This window comes from Sphingomonas melonis, assembly GCF_013409985.1.
GTDB classification, from domain to species: domain Bacteria; phylum Pseudomonadota; class Alphaproteobacteria; order Sphingomonadales; family Sphingomonadaceae; genus Sphingomonas; species Sphingomonas melonis_A.
The window spans coordinates 82,849-98,913 of record NZ_JACCBY010000005.1 but is presented as its reverse complement, the minus strand read 5'-3'; the positions used below and the strand labels follow the sequence as shown (position 1 = coordinate 98,913).

General features: G+C 63.4%; 22 protein-coding genes. 21 read left to right on the top strand and 1 reads right to left on the bottom strand.

Annotated elements, in window-relative coordinates; genetic code table 11:
* Window positions 1-33: 33 nt before the first annotated feature.
* Window positions 34-267 (bottom strand): transcriptional regulator, encoded by a 234-nt coding sequence (locus HD841_RS15730; RefSeq protein ID WP_257015651.1) that lies wholly within the window; start codon window positions 265-267, stop codon window positions 34-36.
* Window positions 268-324: 57 nt separating this feature from the next.
* Here HD841_RS15730 and HD841_RS15725 point away from each other — a divergent pair, with 57 nt between their 5' ends.
* From HD841_RS15725 to HD841_RS15625, 21 genes are all read left to right on the top strand, one after another.
* Window positions 325-1,038: an XRE family transcriptional regulator gene (locus HD841_RS15725; protein WP_179509843.1), complete on the top strand. Its 714-nt coding sequence runs from the start codon at window positions 325-327 to the stop codon at window positions 1,036-1,038.
* Window positions 1,039-1,095: 57 nt separating this feature from the next.
* Complete coding sequence (locus tag HD841_RS15720) at window positions 1,096-1,515, top strand: HIRAN domain-containing protein (protein WP_179509842.1); 420 nt, start codon at window positions 1,096-1,098, stop codon at window positions 1,513-1,515.
* A 145-nt stretch (window positions 1,516-1,660) separates the two neighbouring features.
* Window positions 1,661-2,224, top strand: a complete 564-nt coding sequence (locus tag HD841_RS15715) for a hypothetical protein (RefSeq protein WP_179509841.1) — start codon at window positions 1,661-1,663, stop codon at window positions 2,222-2,224.
* Window positions 2,225-2,455: 231 nt separating this feature from the next.
* Complete coding sequence (locus HD841_RS15710; protein WP_179509840.1) at window positions 2,456-4,495, top strand: ATP-binding protein; 2,040 nt, start codon at window positions 2,456-2,458, stop codon at window positions 4,493-4,495.
* A gap of 151 nt (window positions 4,496-4,646) precedes the next feature.
* The gene (locus HD841_RS15705; protein ID WP_179509839.1) at window positions 4,647-5,450 is read left to right on the top strand and encodes a DUF7946 domain-containing protein; all 804 of its coding nucleotides are present in this window, start codon (window positions 4,647-4,649) and stop codon (window positions 5,448-5,450) included.
* Between the two features lie 76 nt (window positions 5,451-5,526).
* Window positions 5,527-5,880, top strand: coding sequence for a hypothetical protein (locus tag HD841_RS15700; RefSeq protein WP_179509838.1), 354 nt, complete (start codon window positions 5,527-5,529; stop codon window positions 5,878-5,880).
* Between the two features lie 11 nt (window positions 5,881-5,891).
* The gene (locus HD841_RS15695) at window positions 5,892-6,077 is read left to right on the top strand and encodes a hypothetical protein (RefSeq protein WP_179509837.1); all 186 of its coding nucleotides are present in this window, start codon (window positions 5,892-5,894) and stop codon (window positions 6,075-6,077) included.
* Window positions 6,074-6,712: a DUF3164 family protein gene (locus tag HD841_RS15690; protein WP_179509836.1), complete on the top strand. Its 639-nt coding sequence runs from the start codon at window positions 6,074-6,076 to the stop codon at window positions 6,710-6,712. Before HD841_RS15695 ends, HD841_RS15690 begins: the two co-directional genes overlap by 4 nt.
* A 7-nt stretch (window positions 6,713-6,719) precedes the next feature.
* The gene (locus HD841_RS15685; RefSeq protein ID WP_179509835.1) at window positions 6,720-7,379 is read left to right on the top strand and encodes a hypothetical protein; all 660 of its coding nucleotides are present in this window, start codon (window positions 6,720-6,722) and stop codon (window positions 7,377-7,379) included.
* Window positions 7,380-7,506: 127 nt separating this feature from the next.
* Window positions 7,507-7,692, top strand: coding sequence for a hypothetical protein (locus HD841_RS15680; protein WP_179509834.1), 186 nt, complete (start codon window positions 7,507-7,509; stop codon window positions 7,690-7,692).
* Between the two features lie 142 nt (window positions 7,693-7,834).
* A complete protein-coding gene (locus HD841_RS15675) occupies window positions 7,835-8,158 on the top strand; it encodes an HNH endonuclease signature motif containing protein (RefSeq protein ID WP_257015644.1) in 324 nt (107 codons plus the stop codon).
* A 155-nt stretch (window positions 8,159-8,313) separates the two neighbouring features.
* Window positions 8,314-8,805, top strand: coding sequence for a P27 family phage terminase small subunit (locus HD841_RS15670; protein WP_179509833.1), 492 nt, complete (start codon window positions 8,314-8,316; stop codon window positions 8,803-8,805).
* Window positions 8,806-8,808: 3 nt separating this feature from the next.
* Complete coding sequence (locus tag HD841_RS15665) at window positions 8,809-10,557, top strand: terminase large subunit (protein ID WP_179509832.1); 1,749 nt, start codon at window positions 8,809-8,811, stop codon at window positions 10,555-10,557.
* The gene (locus HD841_RS15660) at window positions 10,554-10,733 is read left to right on the top strand and encodes a hypothetical protein (protein ID WP_179509831.1); all 180 of its coding nucleotides are present in this window, start codon (window positions 10,554-10,556) and stop codon (window positions 10,731-10,733) included. Before HD841_RS15665 ends, HD841_RS15660 begins: the two co-directional genes overlap by 4 nt.
* Window positions 10,733-11,977, top strand: a complete 1,245-nt coding sequence (locus tag HD841_RS15655) for a phage portal protein (RefSeq protein ID WP_179509830.1) — start codon at window positions 10,733-10,735, stop codon at window positions 11,975-11,977. The genes HD841_RS15660 and HD841_RS15655 overlap by 1 nt, the downstream gene beginning before the upstream one ends.
* A gap of 237 nt (window positions 11,978-12,214) precedes the next feature.
* Window positions 12,215-12,997 (top strand): HK97 family phage prohead protease, encoded by a 783-nt coding sequence (locus HD841_RS15650; protein ID WP_179509829.1) that lies wholly within the window; start codon window positions 12,215-12,217, stop codon window positions 12,995-12,997.
* Window positions 12,998-13,012: 15 nt separating this feature from the next.
* Complete coding sequence (locus tag HD841_RS15645; protein WP_179509828.1) at window positions 13,013-14,368, top strand: phage major capsid protein; 1,356 nt, start codon at window positions 13,013-13,015, stop codon at window positions 14,366-14,368.
* Window positions 14,369-14,434: 66 nt separating this feature from the next.
* Complete coding sequence (locus HD841_RS15640) at window positions 14,435-14,890, top strand: hypothetical protein (RefSeq protein ID WP_218845591.1); 456 nt, start codon at window positions 14,435-14,437, stop codon at window positions 14,888-14,890.
* Window positions 14,890-15,192: a head-tail connector protein gene (locus tag HD841_RS15635; protein ID WP_179509827.1), complete on the top strand. Its 303-nt coding sequence runs from the start codon at window positions 14,890-14,892 to the stop codon at window positions 15,190-15,192. The genes HD841_RS15640 and HD841_RS15635 overlap by 1 nt, the downstream gene beginning before the upstream one ends.
* Window positions 15,189-15,542 (top strand): phage head completion protein, encoded by a 354-nt coding sequence (locus HD841_RS15630; protein ID WP_179509826.1) that lies wholly within the window; start codon window positions 15,189-15,191, stop codon window positions 15,540-15,542. The genes HD841_RS15635 and HD841_RS15630 overlap by 4 nt, the downstream gene beginning before the upstream one ends.
* Window positions 15,539-16,060, top strand: coding sequence for an HK97 gp10 family phage protein (locus tag HD841_RS15625; protein ID WP_179509825.1), 522 nt, complete (start codon window positions 15,539-15,541; stop codon window positions 16,058-16,060). The genes HD841_RS15630 and HD841_RS15625 overlap by 4 nt, the downstream gene beginning before the upstream one ends.
* Window positions 16,061-16,065 lie beyond the last annotated feature (5 nt).

Sequence of the window (16,065 nt, the reverse complement as noted above, 5' to 3'; positions counted from 1 at the left end):
GCCAGCGGCCGATGGGGGAAAGGGTTGAAATGGTCATCGCGAGGTCTCGACGCTGCTCTGCGCAGTCGGGGCGGGTGGTATGTCGACCGGATAAACGTCCGGGCGAATGTCGTGCCGGCTAATGCCCGTCTCTGCTTCAACCTTCAGCACGAACTCGGCCGGTAGAGGGGCGCCCTTTGCGAGCCACTTGGAGACCGCAGGCTGCCTCACGCCGACCAGCTCGGCTAGCGCGGCTTGAGAGCCGAGCTTGTCGATGACGGCCTTCAACGGGCGATTCGGTGCGGAGACGCTTGCCATTCGCTCGGAATATTCCCGAAAGAATGCATGGTCAATCCCAAAAGAATGGCTCGTCGCTATAACTTTTGGAATATTTCATCCGGTATGAGCATTGTTCCACAGCGGCTGGCCGAGGTCATGAAGGCCAGAGGCATTGGGCAATCTGACCTAGCCCGCCGGGTCGGAGTCCAGCAGGGAACGATCAGCAAAATCATCAACGGTAGTACGAGCAACTCGCGCTATCTGCTTCGCATCGCGCGTGAGTTGGGAACGACGCCGGCCTACCTAGAAGGCGAAATTGATGATCCGGGTGACGACGCACCCCAGCCTGCAGCTCGGGGCGCTCTCGCAATACCCGACATGGTGGAGCTGCAGCAGATCGACTTTGCGTACGGAATGGGTGCGACGTACGTCGACGGCCACGTTGACGTGCAGCTGCTCCACTTCCCCCGGGTTTGGATCGAAGCGATAACCACATCCCCGCCCGCGATGTTGACATGGGCGAGCGGCAAAGGCGACTCCATGACGCCGACCATCCACGATGGTGATCTAGTGCTGCTCGATCGATCGCAGCGGCAGGTCGTCGAGCAGGATGCGCTATGGGCCTACACGGTAGGGGATCTGGGCGCGATCAAGAGGCTGCGCGTGAAAGGCGATCGCGTGATTATCCTTTCGGATAATCCCTCTGTGCCCCCTGACGAAGAGCGGGTCGAAGAGGTGAACATCGTCGCAAGGGTCATCTTCATCGGTCGGCGTACATGATTGGGACGGAGTCGAGGGGTTGTCGATCTAGCAGGCCCTCATCTATTCGTTCTCCTTATGTTCTACACTCCGATTCGCCGATTGACGTCGCCTCGCGAGCTGAGCCTCGCGGTGGTAGGTCTGGATTACCCGAACCCCGACAAGAGTCATCGGAGGTTCGAGATGGCGCTCTGCTGCCGTGCGGAGCCCGTCAGACTGATCCGCGAGCCTACTAACAAGTACGACAAGCGTGCGGTCGCAGTCTTCAGCAACAGAGGCATTCAGCTCGGTTATCTGACTGCGGAGCGGTGCGGCCTTATCGGCGGTTGGCTCGACGACGGCGAGGCATACTCAGCGGTCTTCCAAGAGTCCGGTCGGACGGCAGCTATAATCCGAGTTCGCTTTGGTGCTGGTGCGCTTTCCCTGCCGCCCGATCGGAATGACCTAGTTCGGGATTGGAGCGAAGAGGGCGGCGACGCATTCGATTGGGGATGCTGATGCGAACGAGCCGTCCCTCTGGTGCCGGCGTGATGCAGTTTGTCGGCCAGTGCAGTTGACGCAAAAGAAGGGCAGCTTGCCATACTAATGCTACGTCAGCGCGGCGCGGCGATTCGCACGGCGTATATGGAGGGGCGGGGGAAGTATGAAAACGGTAGGTACTGCAGCGACGATCGGGGGCGTGTTGGTCGCGGGCGCTTCCTTACTCATGAAAACGTCTGTGCACTCGGACGGGGATTATAGATTCGGAAGTTACATCCCAGCCTCCGACACCCTGAACCTCGGGCTGTTACAGAACCAGCATCTCGTCTTCGAAGGTGGGCTCGCGCTTTTTCTGGCAGGTGTCATCCTGCTCAGCGCGGGCGCGCTCATCGAAAGCTTAGCTGGTGACCGTTCCAGCGACCACGTCAGCCACTTCTCGGACCAACAAGCCGCGCCAGTAGCAACTGCACCGTACGGCGCGGGTCGTGCGGTCGATCCGAAGCAGCAGGAGAACACGAGGCTGTTTTATATTTGCTCGGCGGTGTTGCTTGCGATCATGGTCGCCGGCTTCTTCGTCCTTTCTCAGACCTCCGGACCGAACAGCTCAGTACCGGCCGTGGTGGAGAACAACGGCGACGCCCTTGCTGACAGAATGGAGGCCGAAGCTGATAACATCGACGCTCTCGCCGATAACACGACGGCCGGAGGCTCTCGGAAGGGTCGGTGATGATCGCCGATGCGGGTACCGTGCGGGTACGGCTGCCAATATCGGCCGCGAAATCGACAGTTTTGCGTGCGCCTCAACAACCTAGGGCGGAGGGTTCCTCCGCCGTGACCACGCAAGGACACGCACGAACTATCGGTTCAGCAATAACACTTTAGTTGTTGCGCAGAGCCCTGTGACCTACACCGCGTTAACGGAGTGTCGTTAAGTTAGGCCAGTAGCGGGGGAGAAGGCGTGGCGGTCGAGCAGTTTTCAGTGGCGGTGCAAGGTGACTTTGTTGCTGCCCAGACGCGAGCCAAGCCTATTGCTGCGCTCGCCGAATTGGTCTGGAATGGGCTTGATGCCGACGCGACTGCAATAGACGTGGAGCTAGTGCACGATGACCTCGCCGGGGGGCTGTCGAGAATTGTTGTATATGACAACGGCGACGGGTTCACGCGCGAAGATGCGCGCAAGCTGTTCGGCAGTTTGGGTGGATCATGGAAGCGCGCGACCCGACGCACGAGGCGCGACGGCCGAATGATTCACGGCCAAGAAGGTCGCGGGCGGTACAAAGCCTTCGCACTGGGCGGCCATGTTCGCTGGAAGGTCTGCTTTTCTACACCGGAAGGCAATCGGGCGTTCGAGATCGCAATGGCTGATGCCAAACTGACGAACGTTACAATTAGCGAGGACGTGCCGGCGCCCGATCGACACACCGGCGTGATTGTTCAAATCGACAATGTCCGCAAAGATTTCCGGGCATTCGAAACGGCGGAGGGGCATCAGGAGCTCGCAGAAATTTTTGCGCTCTACATGATCAACTATCGCAACGTGACTATTCGTATTGCCGGCGAAAAACTCGATCCGGAACGAGCGATCGCGAGCCAGAGCAAGGTGGCGTTGCCCCCGATCGCTGCGCCTGGCGAGCCAGCTGTTCCTGCTGAGCTGCACGTGATCGAATGGCGTGCTGATACCAAACGGACGCTTTATCTTTGCTCGGCTGACGGCTTTCCGCTCGATCAATTCGAGACGAAGTTTCATGTGCCCGGCTTCTCGTTTTCGGCGTACCTCAAGTCACGATATGTCGAACTCCTCCATAACGACGATCGACTTGGTTTGGCTGAAATGGACCCCCCGCTCGCGGCCTCGATCGAGAAGGCCCGCGAGACCATCAAGACATACTTCAAAGATCGGGCGTCTGAACGGGGTCGGAACGTTGTTGATGAGTGGAAAGCCGCGGACGTCTACCCTTATCGGGGTGAGCCACAATCTGATGTTGAGAAGGCGGAAAGGCAGGTCTTCGACATCGTGGCTGTACATGTGCACGAGATTGCCCCGGAGATTGGCATCGGAACCGATAAGGCGCGCGCGCTTCACCTCCGTATGCTCCGCAACGCCATCGAGAGCGGACCTGCAGAGTTGCAAACCATCCTGAAAGAGGTTTTGGATCTACCAGTACGGCAGCAGAAGGAGCTTGCGTCCCTCCTGCAGGAGACGACACTCACATCGATTATCACGGCTGCTAAGACCGTTGCAGATAGACTCAAATTCATTTCCGCTCTCGAATCCATCGTTTTCGATCCGGAGACACGGGGCCGGTTGAAGGAGCGCACTCAGCTTCATAAAATTCTGGCAGACAACACATGGGTGCTTGGTGAAGAATACAATTTGTGGGTCAATGACAAGGACCTCCGAAACGTATTGGTCAAGCACAAGGAACTGCTCGATGCCGACATCTCGATAGACGAGCCGGTGAAGGTCGTCGGCCAGAAGCGTGGCATTATCGACCTCATGCTATCACGCGCTACCCGTCGGCATCGTGCGGACGAGTTCGAGCACCTAGTTGTCGAGTTAAAGGCGCCGAAGGTGAAAATCGGTGCGAAAGAGATCAACCAGATCCGCAAGTACGCACTCGCGGTACGTAACGACGAAAGGTTTAGGGCGGTCAAAGGCGTGCGCTGGCATTTCTGGGTAATCTCTAATGATCTTGACGAAATCGGCCGTGACACGGTTGATAACGGCGTTGACCCGGAACGTCGCCTGATTGCCCGTGGCGAAAATTTTACCGTCGGCGTAAAAACATGGGGCGAGATCATCGATGAAAACCGCGCTCGCCTCCAGTTTTTTCAAGAGCAGATGCAGCACACGGTCAGCGAGAGCGACGCGGTTGCGCACCTGCAGGAGCGATACAGCAAGTTCCTCGAAGGCGTAATCGTGGAAGCTCCCGAAGACGTAGCCTCCGAAGCAACCGAAGACAATGGAGCTTCTGGATCAAAAGAGAGCGAAACTTGAAACTGCTTGCACAAGCCACCGCTGTGCAAGCACGGGTGTTGTCCGAAGCTGAGCGGGTACAGTCGCACACGTTAGGGGGCTGGAATGCGTCGCCAGGGCGGAGGGTATCCCCGCCGCAATATCCCGCACAACAAGATATGGAGATCTCGACGTGACGATACGAGTGCCACTCCGTGCCCGGTACAACGGGGGTATTGCGGCCGATGGTAGATTACCGCTCTACGACGGTACGGCATCTATTCAGGGCGTTGCGCAAGCGGTTCAGATCGCCACCCACGCCCTCCTGACTGGCAGTATCGTAACGAGAGCTACCGCAGCGAGAAGCGCGGATTTCTACCTTCTGCCATCAAGGTCGGGTAGTTACCTTGTTGAACTGGCCGCATATATCGAGGCCAACCCGGCGGTAGCAGGTATATCCGCCCCAATCATCTACGATTGGATCAAGACGATCTTCACCAAAGCGACTAGTCGTAGGCAGGTTGAGCCAACTACGGCAAAGGTCGACCGGTGGATGGAGCGAGACGAGCCGTTCCTCGACGAGTTGGCAGAGACGCTTGAGGGGAGCTTGCAGAGGGTTCATCGTCCAATTGGCCCTGACGTCACGACCATCACTTTCGAGCGGCCGCGTGCCGAACTTCTAACGCTGAACGCTGATACAAAGGCTTGGGTGAACACCCGGGACGTGACGGCGGATGCAACCGCCTTTACCGGAAATGTGACTCGCTTCAACTCTATCACGAGGAATGGTCGCGCCTTCATCGACCAACTTCGCAGGGTCGTGCCGTTTAAGCCAGCCGATGACTTCGCAATGGGCGGCCTGCAATACCTCACTTGGTCTCTGCATGGCAGCGCTAACGACTTGCCGAAAAGGCTGAGGATCAACGCTCGCGAGGTGAAATCAGCTACTGAGGAGACTAAAAGGCTTTTGCTGGTGGACTGCGCTCGAGACGAATGACGGTTGATTAGCTAGCGCAGCATTGTGATTCCCCCTATGTTCTATGACGGGGGTGTCATCTATGGGGGTTCACGCAGTGATCGCCGCGGTGCCGAGGCGCTACGAAGCCTTGGCCTTCATCATGCAGCGGATTGTCGCGGACGGTTGCAGCCCGAGCTTTGATGAGATTGCCGACGAGCTGGGCGTCGGCAAGACGCGAGCGCGTGGTTTGGTTGACGAGCTGATTGCCGAGGAGATCCTCGATCGGCCGGTCGGCCGCCAGCGCAGCTTCCGGATTCGCGACGTTGCGCGCTCCCGCAATCTCCTCGTGGAGGTTCTGAACCGTCTAGGCTGGACAGACTCGGTACCGCTCGGCGTGCTCGACCAGCCCTGCTCAAATGAGCAGCTACAGATCCTCCCACCATTCGAGCATCTACCCGATGTCGAATAAGTTGGGGGCTCATGATCAACGTCGCGCAGACACGCGCTCAAATCGAGGCAATCGAAGGCGAAGCACTAATCGTACCAAAGCAGCAACTCTTCGAGATGCTGTCCGAGGTCGAGCTGGGCCAACATGCGCGCCGCGCCCTGACAAACGTCCGCTCGCTGGTGAACATCGCCTCAAGCGTGTCGCGAGCGCAGGCATGACAGACAAGCCGCACCACGCCGCGATCGACGTGAACGGCGCGTGGTACCTCCGCGACGCAAAGGGTGCGCTCGTGCCGATCGAGACCGTGAAGCCGGTCGATCTCCTCATAGACGAGCTGGTCCACAAGACCCTGGCGCAGGCCCGCTACGTCTCGGCGATGATCGCTGAGTTCAAGCAGCGCACCTTCGAAAGCGTCGGGCAGCTGCAGGCGCTACTCGCGCAGGACTACGACGCGAAGATCGGCGGCAAGAAGGGCAACATCACGCTGCCGGCATACGACGGCTGCGCGAAGATCCAGGTGGCCGTCGCGGACCAGCTCGAATTCGGACCGGAGCTGCAGGTCGCCAAGAGCCTGATCGACGATTGCCTTCGGGAGTGGTCGGCGGAAAGCCGCGTCGAGATCCGTGCACTCGTCGACCGCGTGTTCGCCGTCGACAAGGAGGGGCAGATCAGCCACGCCGGGCTGTTCATGCTGCTCCGCGTGGAGATCAGCGACGATCGCTGGAAGCGCGCCATGGAAGCGATCCGCGACTCGATGCGCGTCATCGGCTCGCGCACCTACCTGCGCTTCTACGATCGCAGCGGGCCGGACGCACCGTGGCACGGCGTGCCACTCGACATCGCGAACGCCTGAGCCCGCCATGTCGCGCTGGTTCATTCTCCGGACGAGCGGCGGCCAAACGCTGCCGCTGATGCGCTCGCTTCGCGCTGCGGGTTACGACGTCTGGACGCCGGCCAAGGTGCTGCGCCGTACGGTGCGTGCAAAGACACCCGCCGGCACCAGGACGATCGAGGCCGACGCGCCAATCCTGCCGACCTTCCTGTTCGCCAAGGAGGAGCACTTGGTTGCGCTGACCGGCGAGGCCAGCGATCCCGCCAGTCAACATCCCGCGTTCTCAGTCTTCCACCGCGCCGGCAAGGCGCCGATCATCGGCGGAGCGCAGATCACGGGCCTGCAGGCAGAGGAGGCGCGTGAGCAGGCTGCGATCGCCGCGATCCGGGACGCCGAGACCTATCAGGAGGCGCAGCGGATCCGCATGGCCACCGCCAAGACCGAGGCCGCCCGCCGGCGCGCCGCCCGCGCTGTCGAGCTGGCACAGCTGCGCGAGCTGCGCGGAAAGCCGATGGCGTTCGCGGCTGGTGCCGAGGTGACCGTCACCAATATGCCGGCGATGGATGGCCTGACAGGCGTCGTCGAAGCCGTGAATGGCCCGGCCGCGAGGGTCCAGTTCGGCAACCGTTCATGGAAAATTGAGGGCTGGCGCCTACTGCCAGCCTCTCAGCAAACAAAGGCGGCTTAGCCGCAACCACCGCTCAAGCGGTCACCGGGACAGACGATCTGGGGCATCGACCCTTGCGCGCCCGCCACACCTTCCCCGCGATCCCCGCGGCGGAAGTCGTAAGCATGTCTGATATTCGGAGGTGGCGATGGCCGCACCCAAGCCCCTCACCGCAGGCGATCGCCTGCGCATTGCGGCCGAGCAGCTGCTCGACCTGGCGGATCAGTTCGATACGCCACGTTCAAGCCTGCTCGCCTTGCAGCGGCTGCATGACAACATCGAGGCAGTCGCCGGTGACGTGCGCGCCGTCGTGCGCGGCCGCGGCTTCCGGTGACGTCGGTGGATCTGGTCCACATCAACGGGACCATGGTCCGTCTTTCGACCCGGCTATCGCCCCTCATCGTCGGCGCGATAGCGCGGCAGGCCGCGAGTCCCACGGCGGTACTGCAGGCGGCTATGCAGAGGGTGCCGGGCTGATGGCCATGCAAGCGCCGCGCTTCGGCCGTCAGTCGGCACCTCGGAAGAAGTGGGCTCCAGCTGAAGGCGTGGTGGATCGTCGCAAGCGTGGCCGCGCCGGCCAGCGTGACCGTGCTGCGGTGCTGGCCGAGGAGCCGCTCTGCCGCCGCTGCCTCAAGCTCGGCCGCACTGAGCCCGCCGTCGAGGTCGACCACATCATCCGCTTGGCCGATGGTGGCACGGACGACCGCAGCAACAAGCAGGGCCTCTGCAAGCCCTGCCACGACCTGAAGACCCAGGCCGAGCTTGCCCGCGACCGCGTCGATCGACTCGACCTCAGGTGACAAATCGGCCCTTTCCTCCCAAAATTTCAGGCCGCAATGGCCCGAGGGGTGGGGGTGGGTCGGATCTCTGAGCCGGTCGGCTGGGGACACCGGTGGTTAGACAATTTCTCGCGTGCGCGATTTCAAACCTAAAATGATCCCCGGGAGAAGCGCCGATGGCGAGCGGTGGAGCGCGCCCCGGATCCGGGCGCCGGCGCAAGGATCCAGCTCTTAAGCTGACGGCCGCGGAGCGCCAGGCGGTCGCCATCACCGCCGCGTCGGCCGACGAGATGGCGCCCCCGTTGCACCTGTCGGGACACGCGCAGCTCATCTTCCGCGAGATCGCGAGCATCCTTGCGCAGCAGGGTAGGGCAGAGCCATTCTTCGCCCAGCACGTCGCCCTCCTCGCGCAGCGGTTCGAACAGATCCAGCGCTGGCAGGCCGTCCTCGAGATGGTCGGCGACACCTGCACCAGCACCACCGTCCGCAAGGTCGATGGGCAGCAGGTCATCACCGAGATGATCCGCGCCCGGCCCGAGGTGGCCATGCTGTCGGATGCCATGCGCCACGCGCAATCACTGCTCGGCGAGCTGATGCTCAATCCGTCGGCCGCCATGAAGCTCGCCAACGGCAAGAAGGATGCGCCGGGCGAATTCGACGACTTCTAACCGGTGGCCGCCCTACGCCAGGGTGCGGAGCGGGACTATGCCGCGATCGCGCGCAAGTATGCGACCGACGTCGCGGCGGGTACGATCCCCGCCGGCAAACAGATCCGCCTACAGTGCGAGCGCTTCCTCAATGAGCTGAAGCTCAGCCGCACGAAGGTGTTTCCCTACCGGTTCGACGAGGATCGGGCCGCCCGTCCGTGCCGCTTCATCGAGCGGCTGCCGCACACGAAGGGGCTGTGGGCGCGGCAGAAGAAGCGCCTAGTCCTCGAGCCCTGGCAGATCTGGAACATTTGCTGCGTATTCGGCTGGCTGCATAAGGCTGGCACGCAGAAGGACACCCGGCGCTTCCGGCGCTGGCTACTGGTGGTGCCGCGTAAGAACGGCAAGTCGGCGATCGCCTCCGGCTTGGCGCTCTACATGCTCTGTGCCGACAACGAGTTCGGCGCCGAGGTCTATTCCGGCGCGACCAACGAGAAGCAGGCCTGGGAAGTTTTCCGGCCGGCAAAGATCATGGTCCAGAAGCTGCCGGCGCTCGCGAAGAAGTTCGGCATCGACGTGTTGGCGAAGCAGCTGCTGCGTCCGGACGATGGATCTCGGATGGAGACCATCATCGGCGACCCCGGGGATGGCCAGTCGCCGAGCTGCTCGATCCACGACGAGTATCACGAGCACGCCGACGACGCCCAGGTCGACACGATGATCACCGGCATGGGCGCCCGCGACCAGCCCCTGCAGCTGCTCATCACCACGGCCGGCGAGAATCTCGCCGGCCCCTGTTACGCGCTGATCCTGGAAGAGCGCGCGAAGCTCAACGGCATTGGCCACAACGGCGGCCCGCCGCTCGAGGACGAAACCTTCTTCGCGGAATATGCCGCCGACGAGGGAGACGACTGGAAGAGCGAGGAGACGCTCCGCAAGGCCAACCCGAATATCGGGGTGTCCGTCGGCCTCGAGTATCTGCTCGCGCGGCAGCGTGATGCGATCCTGACGCCGCGGAAACGCGGCATCTTCAAGACCAAGCACCTCAATCTCTGGGTGGCGGCGAAGGCCGCTTACTTCGACATCGAGGCCTGGCGCCGGTGCGCTGACGATACCATCCCGGTGTTGTTCGCAGAGGCCGCACAGATCGATCGCCTTCGCGGCCGCCGCTGCATCCTCAGCCTCGATCTCGCGTCCAAGGTCGACATCGCAGCCATCGAGTATCTGTTCCCACCGCTCGGCGATCGGCCGACAAAGCAGGATCCATATATCCGGCTCGGCCGGTACTTCCTGCCGTCCAAAGCGGTCGAGGACGTGAGCGCTTACCAGGGCTGGGATGCGCAGGGCCTCCTCGACGTCAACGAGGGCAACATCACCGATTACGAAGAGATCGAACTCGCCATCGATGAGGCGCGCGATATCTTCGACGTCGAGCAGATCGCCTACGACCCTGCCCAGGCGACGATGCTGGTGACCCGCCTGATGAAGAAGGGCGCGCCAGTCCTCGAGATGCGGCCGAACGTCGTCAACTTCTCCGACCCCATGAAGCAGCTGGACGCCTTCACCCGCGCCGAGCTGATCGCCCATGCCGGATGCCCGGTGATGGAATGGGAGATGAGCAACGTCGTCGCCCAGCAGGACGCCAAGGACAACGTCTACCCGCGCAAGCCGCGCGAGGAGGCGAAGATCGACAATCCGGTCGCGCTCATCGCGGCGATCGCCGTGGCGCTGGGCGAGGAGCCTGCGGCCAAATCCTTCTGGGAGGACGCATGAAAATCACCATCTTGGCATTGGCGCCGCTGGTGCGCGCTGCCTCGCGCGACTTGGTCGGCATCGCCGGCGTCGCGATGATCATCGCTGGCGTCAGGCAGATCTACGCGCCCGCCGGCCTGATCGTCGCCGGCGCATGCCTCGTCTACGGCGCGATCCAACACGCGCGGCGCGTCTGATGCAAGGCCTGTTCGGCCGACTGGCGGCGCCGTCTCGCAAGGAAGCGCAGACGCTCGATCAGCTGCCCGGCTTCCTCCTCGATGCCGGATCCAAGACCGGGATCGCGATCAACTGGTCGACCGCGTTACAGGTCACCGCGATGTATGCCTGTTGCCGCGTCGTCGGCGAAGGGCTTGCCGCCGCGCGGTGCCGACTGCTTCGGCCGCGATCGAAGGGCGGTTACGACCAGGCGCGCGATCACTCGCTATATCGCCTGCTCTTCCTCGAGCCCTCCAAGGGGCTGACGGCTTTCAGCCTGTGGGAGACGATCGCCTTCCACGTCATGTTGGTCGGCAACGCCTTCGTCTTCGTGAATCGTGTCGGTGAGGATCGGATCCACGAGCTGCTGCTGCTCGATCCCGGCAAGGTGCAGGTCACCAAGCGGCCCGATCAGACGTACAGCTACGCCGTCGCCGGCGACGGCGGCTCCTACAGGCCGGTTCCTGATGCCTCGATCTGGCATATCAGAGGTCCGAGCTGGAACGGCTGGATGGGCATGGAGCCGGTACGGCTGGCGCGCGAAGCGCTCGGGCTCAGCCTGGCGCTTGAGGCGAGCCATGCGGAGATCCACCGCGACGGCGTCAAACCGAGCGGTGCCTATTCGGTCGAGGGGGAGCTGACCGGCCCGCAGTATGAGCAGCTGTCGAAATGGCTGAAGCGATTTGCCGCCGCGGGCGACCTCGCCGGCTCGCCGCTGATCCTCGACAAGGGAGCGAAGTGGCTCAGCCAGCAGATGACCGGCGTCGACCTCCAGCATCTGGAGACGCGCCGATATCAGGTTGAGGAGACGTGCCGCGCCGCTCGCGTGCTGCCGATCATGGTCGGCCTGGCCGACAAGGTCGCGACCTATTCCAGCTCGGAGCAGATGTTCCTCGCGCATGGCATGTTCACCATGACGCCCTGGGCGGGGCGGATCGAGCAGTCGATCGAGGTCGGGCTCCTCACCGAAGCGGACCAGCGCGAGGGCCTCGTCGCCCGCTTCAATCTCAATGCCTCGATGCGCGGCGACTACAAGAGCCGCCAGGAAGGCCTCCAGATCCAGCGCCGGAACGGCGTGATCAACGCCGACGAGTGGCGCGAGCTGGAAGACTGGAACCCGCGCGATGACGCAGGCGGCGCACAGTACATCGTGGAGGGCAACATGGCCGTCCAGGATGGCCGCGACCTGACGCCGGTCGCGACCCCGCCCAAGGCCAAAGAGTAGACATTGCCGAGCCCGCCCTCTTCGCCGAGGCGAACCTGCTGCTCGGCGCACCCGCCGGCTGCGAGGACACCGTCGTACCTCTGCCAGTCCGCCGCGCAGACGGTCGCGTCCTGTCGTGTTGGCGGCCGTCGATCGACGAGCTGCGCCGCATCGTCGACACCGGCGAGATCTGGCTCTCGATCTGGGGCGACACCCACCCGCCGGTGCTGGTCACCGGCCTCAAGGAGCATGTCATCGATGGATGATCGTCTCATCGCCGTCACCGGCCGCGCGCCGGAGCGTAAGCCGTTCGTCACCCCGCTGACGCCGCGGATCTGCGGACCCTATACCATCCTCGCCGATCGTCGCGCTCCCGAGCGCAAGTCCGCCGGCACGATCGAGCAGCTCGCCTGTGACCTCGAGCTGAAGTTCGACGACGGCACCGGCCGTATCGATGGCTATGGCTCCGTCTTCGGCCTGCTCGATCGCGGCGGCGATATCGTCCTGCCCGGCGCGTTCAAGGCTTCCCTGCGTGGCCGCAAGGGCGGGGTGCCCATGCTTTGGCAGCATGACCCGTCGATCGTCATCGGCCTCTGGGATAAGTTCGAAGAGGACGAGAAGGGCCTCAAGATCTCGGGCCAGCTGGTCATGGACGTGCCGCAGGCCGCCGTTGCCCGTGCGCTGGTAAAGGCCGGCGCCGTGAAGGGGCTGTCGATCGGCTACCGCACGCAGGATTACGAGATCGACCGCACGACCGGCGCTCGCCGCCTCAAGAAGGTGGATCTGTGGGAGGTGAGCCTGGTCACCTTCCCGATGCTGCCTGAGGCGCAGATCACGGGCGTGAAGTCGGCGCTGGATGCGCGCGCGCTCGAGCAGCAGCTGCGCAGCGAGTGCAACCTGTCGAGCGCCGCGGCCGTGAAGGCGGTGGCGATCGTCAAGCAACACCTCCGTGATGGTGGTGACAAACCCGAGCAGGAGCCCCGCGACGGGGTGAAGGACCTGCTCATGTCCCTGCGGCGAGCCGGCACAGCCCTCGCCTGACGAAAGCACACCATCATGACGCAATTCATCGGCCGGCGCGGCGCGCTGCTCGCCGGCGCGACCATCCTCGCGCAGGCGCCCGAACGTAAGGAAACCGGCAATCTCACCACCGAGGTGAAAGAGGCCGTCGAAACCCTCGGCAAGACGTTCGAGGAATTCAAGACCAAGAACGACGAGCGCCTGAAGCAGGCAGAGAAGAAGGGCGAAGACGCCGTCACCAAGGACGAGGTCGAGAAGCTGAACAAGGGCATCGACGACCTGAAGGCCGATCTGAAGAAGCAGCTCGACACCCTCGAGGCGAAGGCCAACCGCCTGCAGCTCGGCACCGGTGGCGATGCGGCGCTCGAGGCGAAGGCCGCCGCGGCATTCGGCGAGCTGATCGGCAAGGGCGACTATTCGGCCGACGAGCTGAAGAGCTACCGCGCCGACCTCGGGAGCTACCTGCGTCGCAATGAGCAGAAGATGACGACCATGCAGGTCGCCGTCGATCCCTCGGGCGGCTTCTGGGTCACGCCGGACGTGTCGGGGCGCATGGTGAAGAAGGTCTACGAGACCACGCCGATGCGCCAGCTCGCCACGGTCGTGTCGATCGGCACCGATGCCCTTGAGGGCCCGATCGACAACGGCGAGGCCGATGCCGCCTGGGTCGGCGAGAGCCAGGAGCGCAAGCAGACCGACCTGCCGCAGCTCGGCATGTGGCGTATCCCCGTCAACGAGCTCTATGCGTACCCCAAGGTCACGCAGAAGCTGCTCGAGGACGCGAAGATCGACGTCGAGGCGTGGATCGCGGACAAGGCGACGTCGAAGTTCTCGCGCAAGGAGAACGCGGCGTTTCTGCTCGGCGACGGCGTCCTGAAGCCGCAGGGCCTGCTGACCTACAAGACCGCGGCGGACGACGACGCCGCCCGTGCCTGGGGCATTTTCCAGCACATCCTGACCGGCAAGGCGGATGGCTTCGCCGCGACCGCGCCGGCGGATTGCATCATCGACCTGATCTTCTCGGTGAAGGCGGCCTACCGCCAGGCCGCGCAGTTCCTGTCGGCGCGCAAGACGCTGGGCTCGATCCGCAAGCTGAAGGACGGCCAGGGTAACTACCTGGTCGATCTCCGACTGCGCGACGGTGCGCTGGTCGAATCGATCTTTGGTTTCCCTGTCGCCGACGGCGAGGACATGCCGAAGATCGAAGCCGGCAAGACGCCGCTGGCGTTCGGCGATTTCGCCGAGGGCTACACGATCGTCGATCGCCTCGGCACCTCGGTCGTCCGCGACAACATCACGCAGCCCGGCTTCGTGAAGTTCCACATGCGCAAGCGTGTGGGTGGCGGCGCGACCAACTTCGAAGCCGTCAAGTTCCTGAAGGTCGGCGCGTAAGCGTCGACCCTCGGGCCCGGCGCCGGGTGACCCCCGGCGCCACTCTCCTGCAGAAGGTTTCCTGCCATGACCCCCGAGAGGGATAACACCACGGGCATGTTCCCGGCCGAGGCGATCACGCCCGGCGTCTATGCCGCCGATAGCGCGGCGATCCTCGTCGACATGCTGAACTTTGCTTCGGCTGTCATCCTGATCCACGTCGGCGTGGGCGGCATCAACTTCACCAACGCCAACAAGGTGGAGATGGTGCTCACCGCTGGCAACGCGGACGATGGCTCCGACCAGGTGCCGGTCACCGACGCCGATATCATCGTCGACGGGCTGGCGCCGGCCGCGATCAACAACGGCATCGTCAGGTCGCTGGTCGCCGCGAAGCCGGCCGCCGATATCCAGAAGGTCGGCTATATCGGCGGCAAGCGCTACCTGCGCCTCGTCGCCGATTTCTCCGGCGCGCACGGTACCGGCACGCCGATCGCCGCGACGGTGATCCGCAGCCGGCCTGCCCTGCGCGGCGTCGCCTGATGCCCGAGCCCGTCACGCTCACCGAGATCAAGGTGCACCTGCGCCTCAACCCGGGCGCGACGGGTGACGATGCGGCCCTGGCGGCGATGCTGATCGCCGCCAGGAGCCTGTGCGAGGCGTTCACCGGCCGCACGATCGTAGGGGACAAGGCCGAGACCGATCCGAACGTGCTCGCCATCTTCATCCACGCGATCAAGGTGCTTTGCGCCGCTTGGTATGAGGACCGCGCAGGCGAATATGCGACGCCTCCTGCCGCCGCGGCTTTGCTGCGCACGGTGCGGGTGCTGGGCGCGCCGCAATGAAGCCGCGCAGCCTTTCCAGCCGTTTGAAGCACGTCATCGACGTTCTGGTGAAAAACACCGCCGACAATGGCGCCGGCGGCCGCAAGGTACCGGAGGGGCAGCCCGCGTGGCGGACGACAGACACCGATTTGCCCGCCGAAGTGATCGCGCTGCGCGGTGACGAAGCGGTCAGGCTCGGTGTCGAGCGGTCCATCCAGCTGTGGCGAGTCACCGTGCGCGCCGGAGCCGAGATCGACACCAAGTCGCAGCTGATGTGGGGGACGATCACCATGAAGGTCAAATCGGCGGCCCTCGATCTCACCGGCACCGCGCTGGTGATGACGTGCGAGAGCGGGTTTCCCGGCGCATGAGCAAGGTGAAGGGTGCGCGCGCCTTCCGGAAGCGCCTCAAGCAGCTGCCGGACGCGGTGTCGGCCGAGATTGTCGACGTCCTCAACGAGGGTGGTCAGAAGATCCGCGCCGCAATGCAGGCACGCGCCCGCCGGCGCACCGGACAGCTGGCCGCCGGCGTCAAATACAAGGTTCTGCCGAAGACTTTGCGGCTGCAGGTCGGTCTACTCGGCACCAAACGCGGCCGGGCCAAGCTTTTCTACGGCTTCATCCTCGACAAAGGCCGGAAGGCGCAGACTGTGACGGTTACCCGCTACAATCGCGGTGCCCGCGCGAAGGATGTTGGTCGTTTCAAGCTCGGCAGCAACGGCCAGAAGTCGGCCCATCTCGTCTCGACCTACCAGCTTCGCGTGAAGGCCCGAAAGGGCGATTATTTCGTCTCCGGACGATACCGCGAACTCCGCGGCATCATCAACCAGCGCGCGAACCACGTCTTTGACCGCGCACTGAGGCGGATCGGAGACGGCGGCCGTGACTAGCGCCT

What these genes read in the sequence shown, in the direction of transcription:
- HD841_RS15720 (WP_179509842.1), top strand. Translation starts at nt 1,096, where the DNA reads ATGTTCTACACTCCGATTCGCCGATTGACGTCGCCTCGCGAGCTGAGC.
- HD841_RS15650 (WP_179509829.1), top strand. Translation starts at nt 12,215, where the DNA reads ATGGATGATCGTCTCATCGCCGTCACCGGCCGCGCGCCGGAGCGTAAG.
- HD841_RS15695 (WP_179509837.1), top strand. Translation starts at nt 5,892, where the DNA reads ATGATCAACGTCGCGCAGACACGCGCTCAAATCGAGGCAATCGAAGGC.
- HD841_RS15660 (WP_179509831.1), top strand. Translation starts at nt 10,554, where the DNA reads ATGAAAATCACCATCTTGGCATTGGCGCCGCTGGTGCGCGCTGCCTCG.
- HD841_RS15685 (WP_179509835.1), top strand. Translation starts at nt 6,720, where the DNA reads ATGTCGCGCTGGTTCATTCTCCGGACGAGCGGCGGCCAAACGCTGCCG.
- HD841_RS15680 (WP_179509834.1), top strand. Translation starts at nt 7,507, where the DNA reads ATGGCCGCACCCAAGCCCCTCACCGCAGGCGATCGCCTGCGCATTGCG.
- HD841_RS15690 (WP_179509836.1), top strand. Translation starts at nt 6,074, where the DNA reads ATGACAGACAAGCCGCACCACGCCGCGATCGACGTGAACGGCGCGTGG.
- HD841_RS15670 (WP_179509833.1), top strand. Translation starts at nt 8,314, where the DNA reads ATGGCGAGCGGTGGAGCGCGCCCCGGATCCGGGCGCCGGCGCAAGGAT.
- HD841_RS15645 (WP_179509828.1), top strand. Translation starts at nt 13,013, where the DNA reads ATGACGCAATTCATCGGCCGGCGCGGCGCGCTGCTCGCCGGCGCGACC.
- HD841_RS15630 (WP_179509826.1), top strand. Translation starts at nt 15,189, where the DNA reads ATGAAGCCGCGCAGCCTTTCCAGCCGTTTGAAGCACGTCATCGACGTT.
- HD841_RS15655 (WP_179509830.1), top strand. Translation starts at nt 10,733, where the DNA reads ATGCAAGGCCTGTTCGGCCGACTGGCGGCGCCGTCTCGCAAGGAAGCG.
- HD841_RS15675 (WP_257015644.1), top strand. Translation starts at nt 7,835, where the DNA reads ATGGCCATGCAAGCGCCGCGCTTCGGCCGTCAGTCGGCACCTCGGAAG.
- HD841_RS15725 (WP_179509843.1), top strand. Translation starts at nt 325, where the DNA reads ATGGTCAATCCCAAAAGAATGGCTCGTCGCTATAACTTTTGGAATATT.
- HD841_RS15635 (WP_179509827.1), top strand. Translation starts at nt 14,890, where the DNA reads ATGCCCGAGCCCGTCACGCTCACCGAGATCAAGGTGCACCTGCGCCTC.
- HD841_RS15625 (WP_179509825.1), top strand. Translation starts at nt 15,539, where the DNA reads ATGAGCAAGGTGAAGGGTGCGCGCGCCTTCCGGAAGCGCCTCAAGCAG.
- HD841_RS15640 (WP_218845591.1), top strand. Translation starts at nt 14,435, where the DNA reads ATGACCCCCGAGAGGGATAACACCACGGGCATGTTCCCGGCCGAGGCG.
- HD841_RS15715 (WP_179509841.1), top strand. Translation starts at nt 1,661, where the DNA reads ATGAAAACGGTAGGTACTGCAGCGACGATCGGGGGCGTGTTGGTCGCG.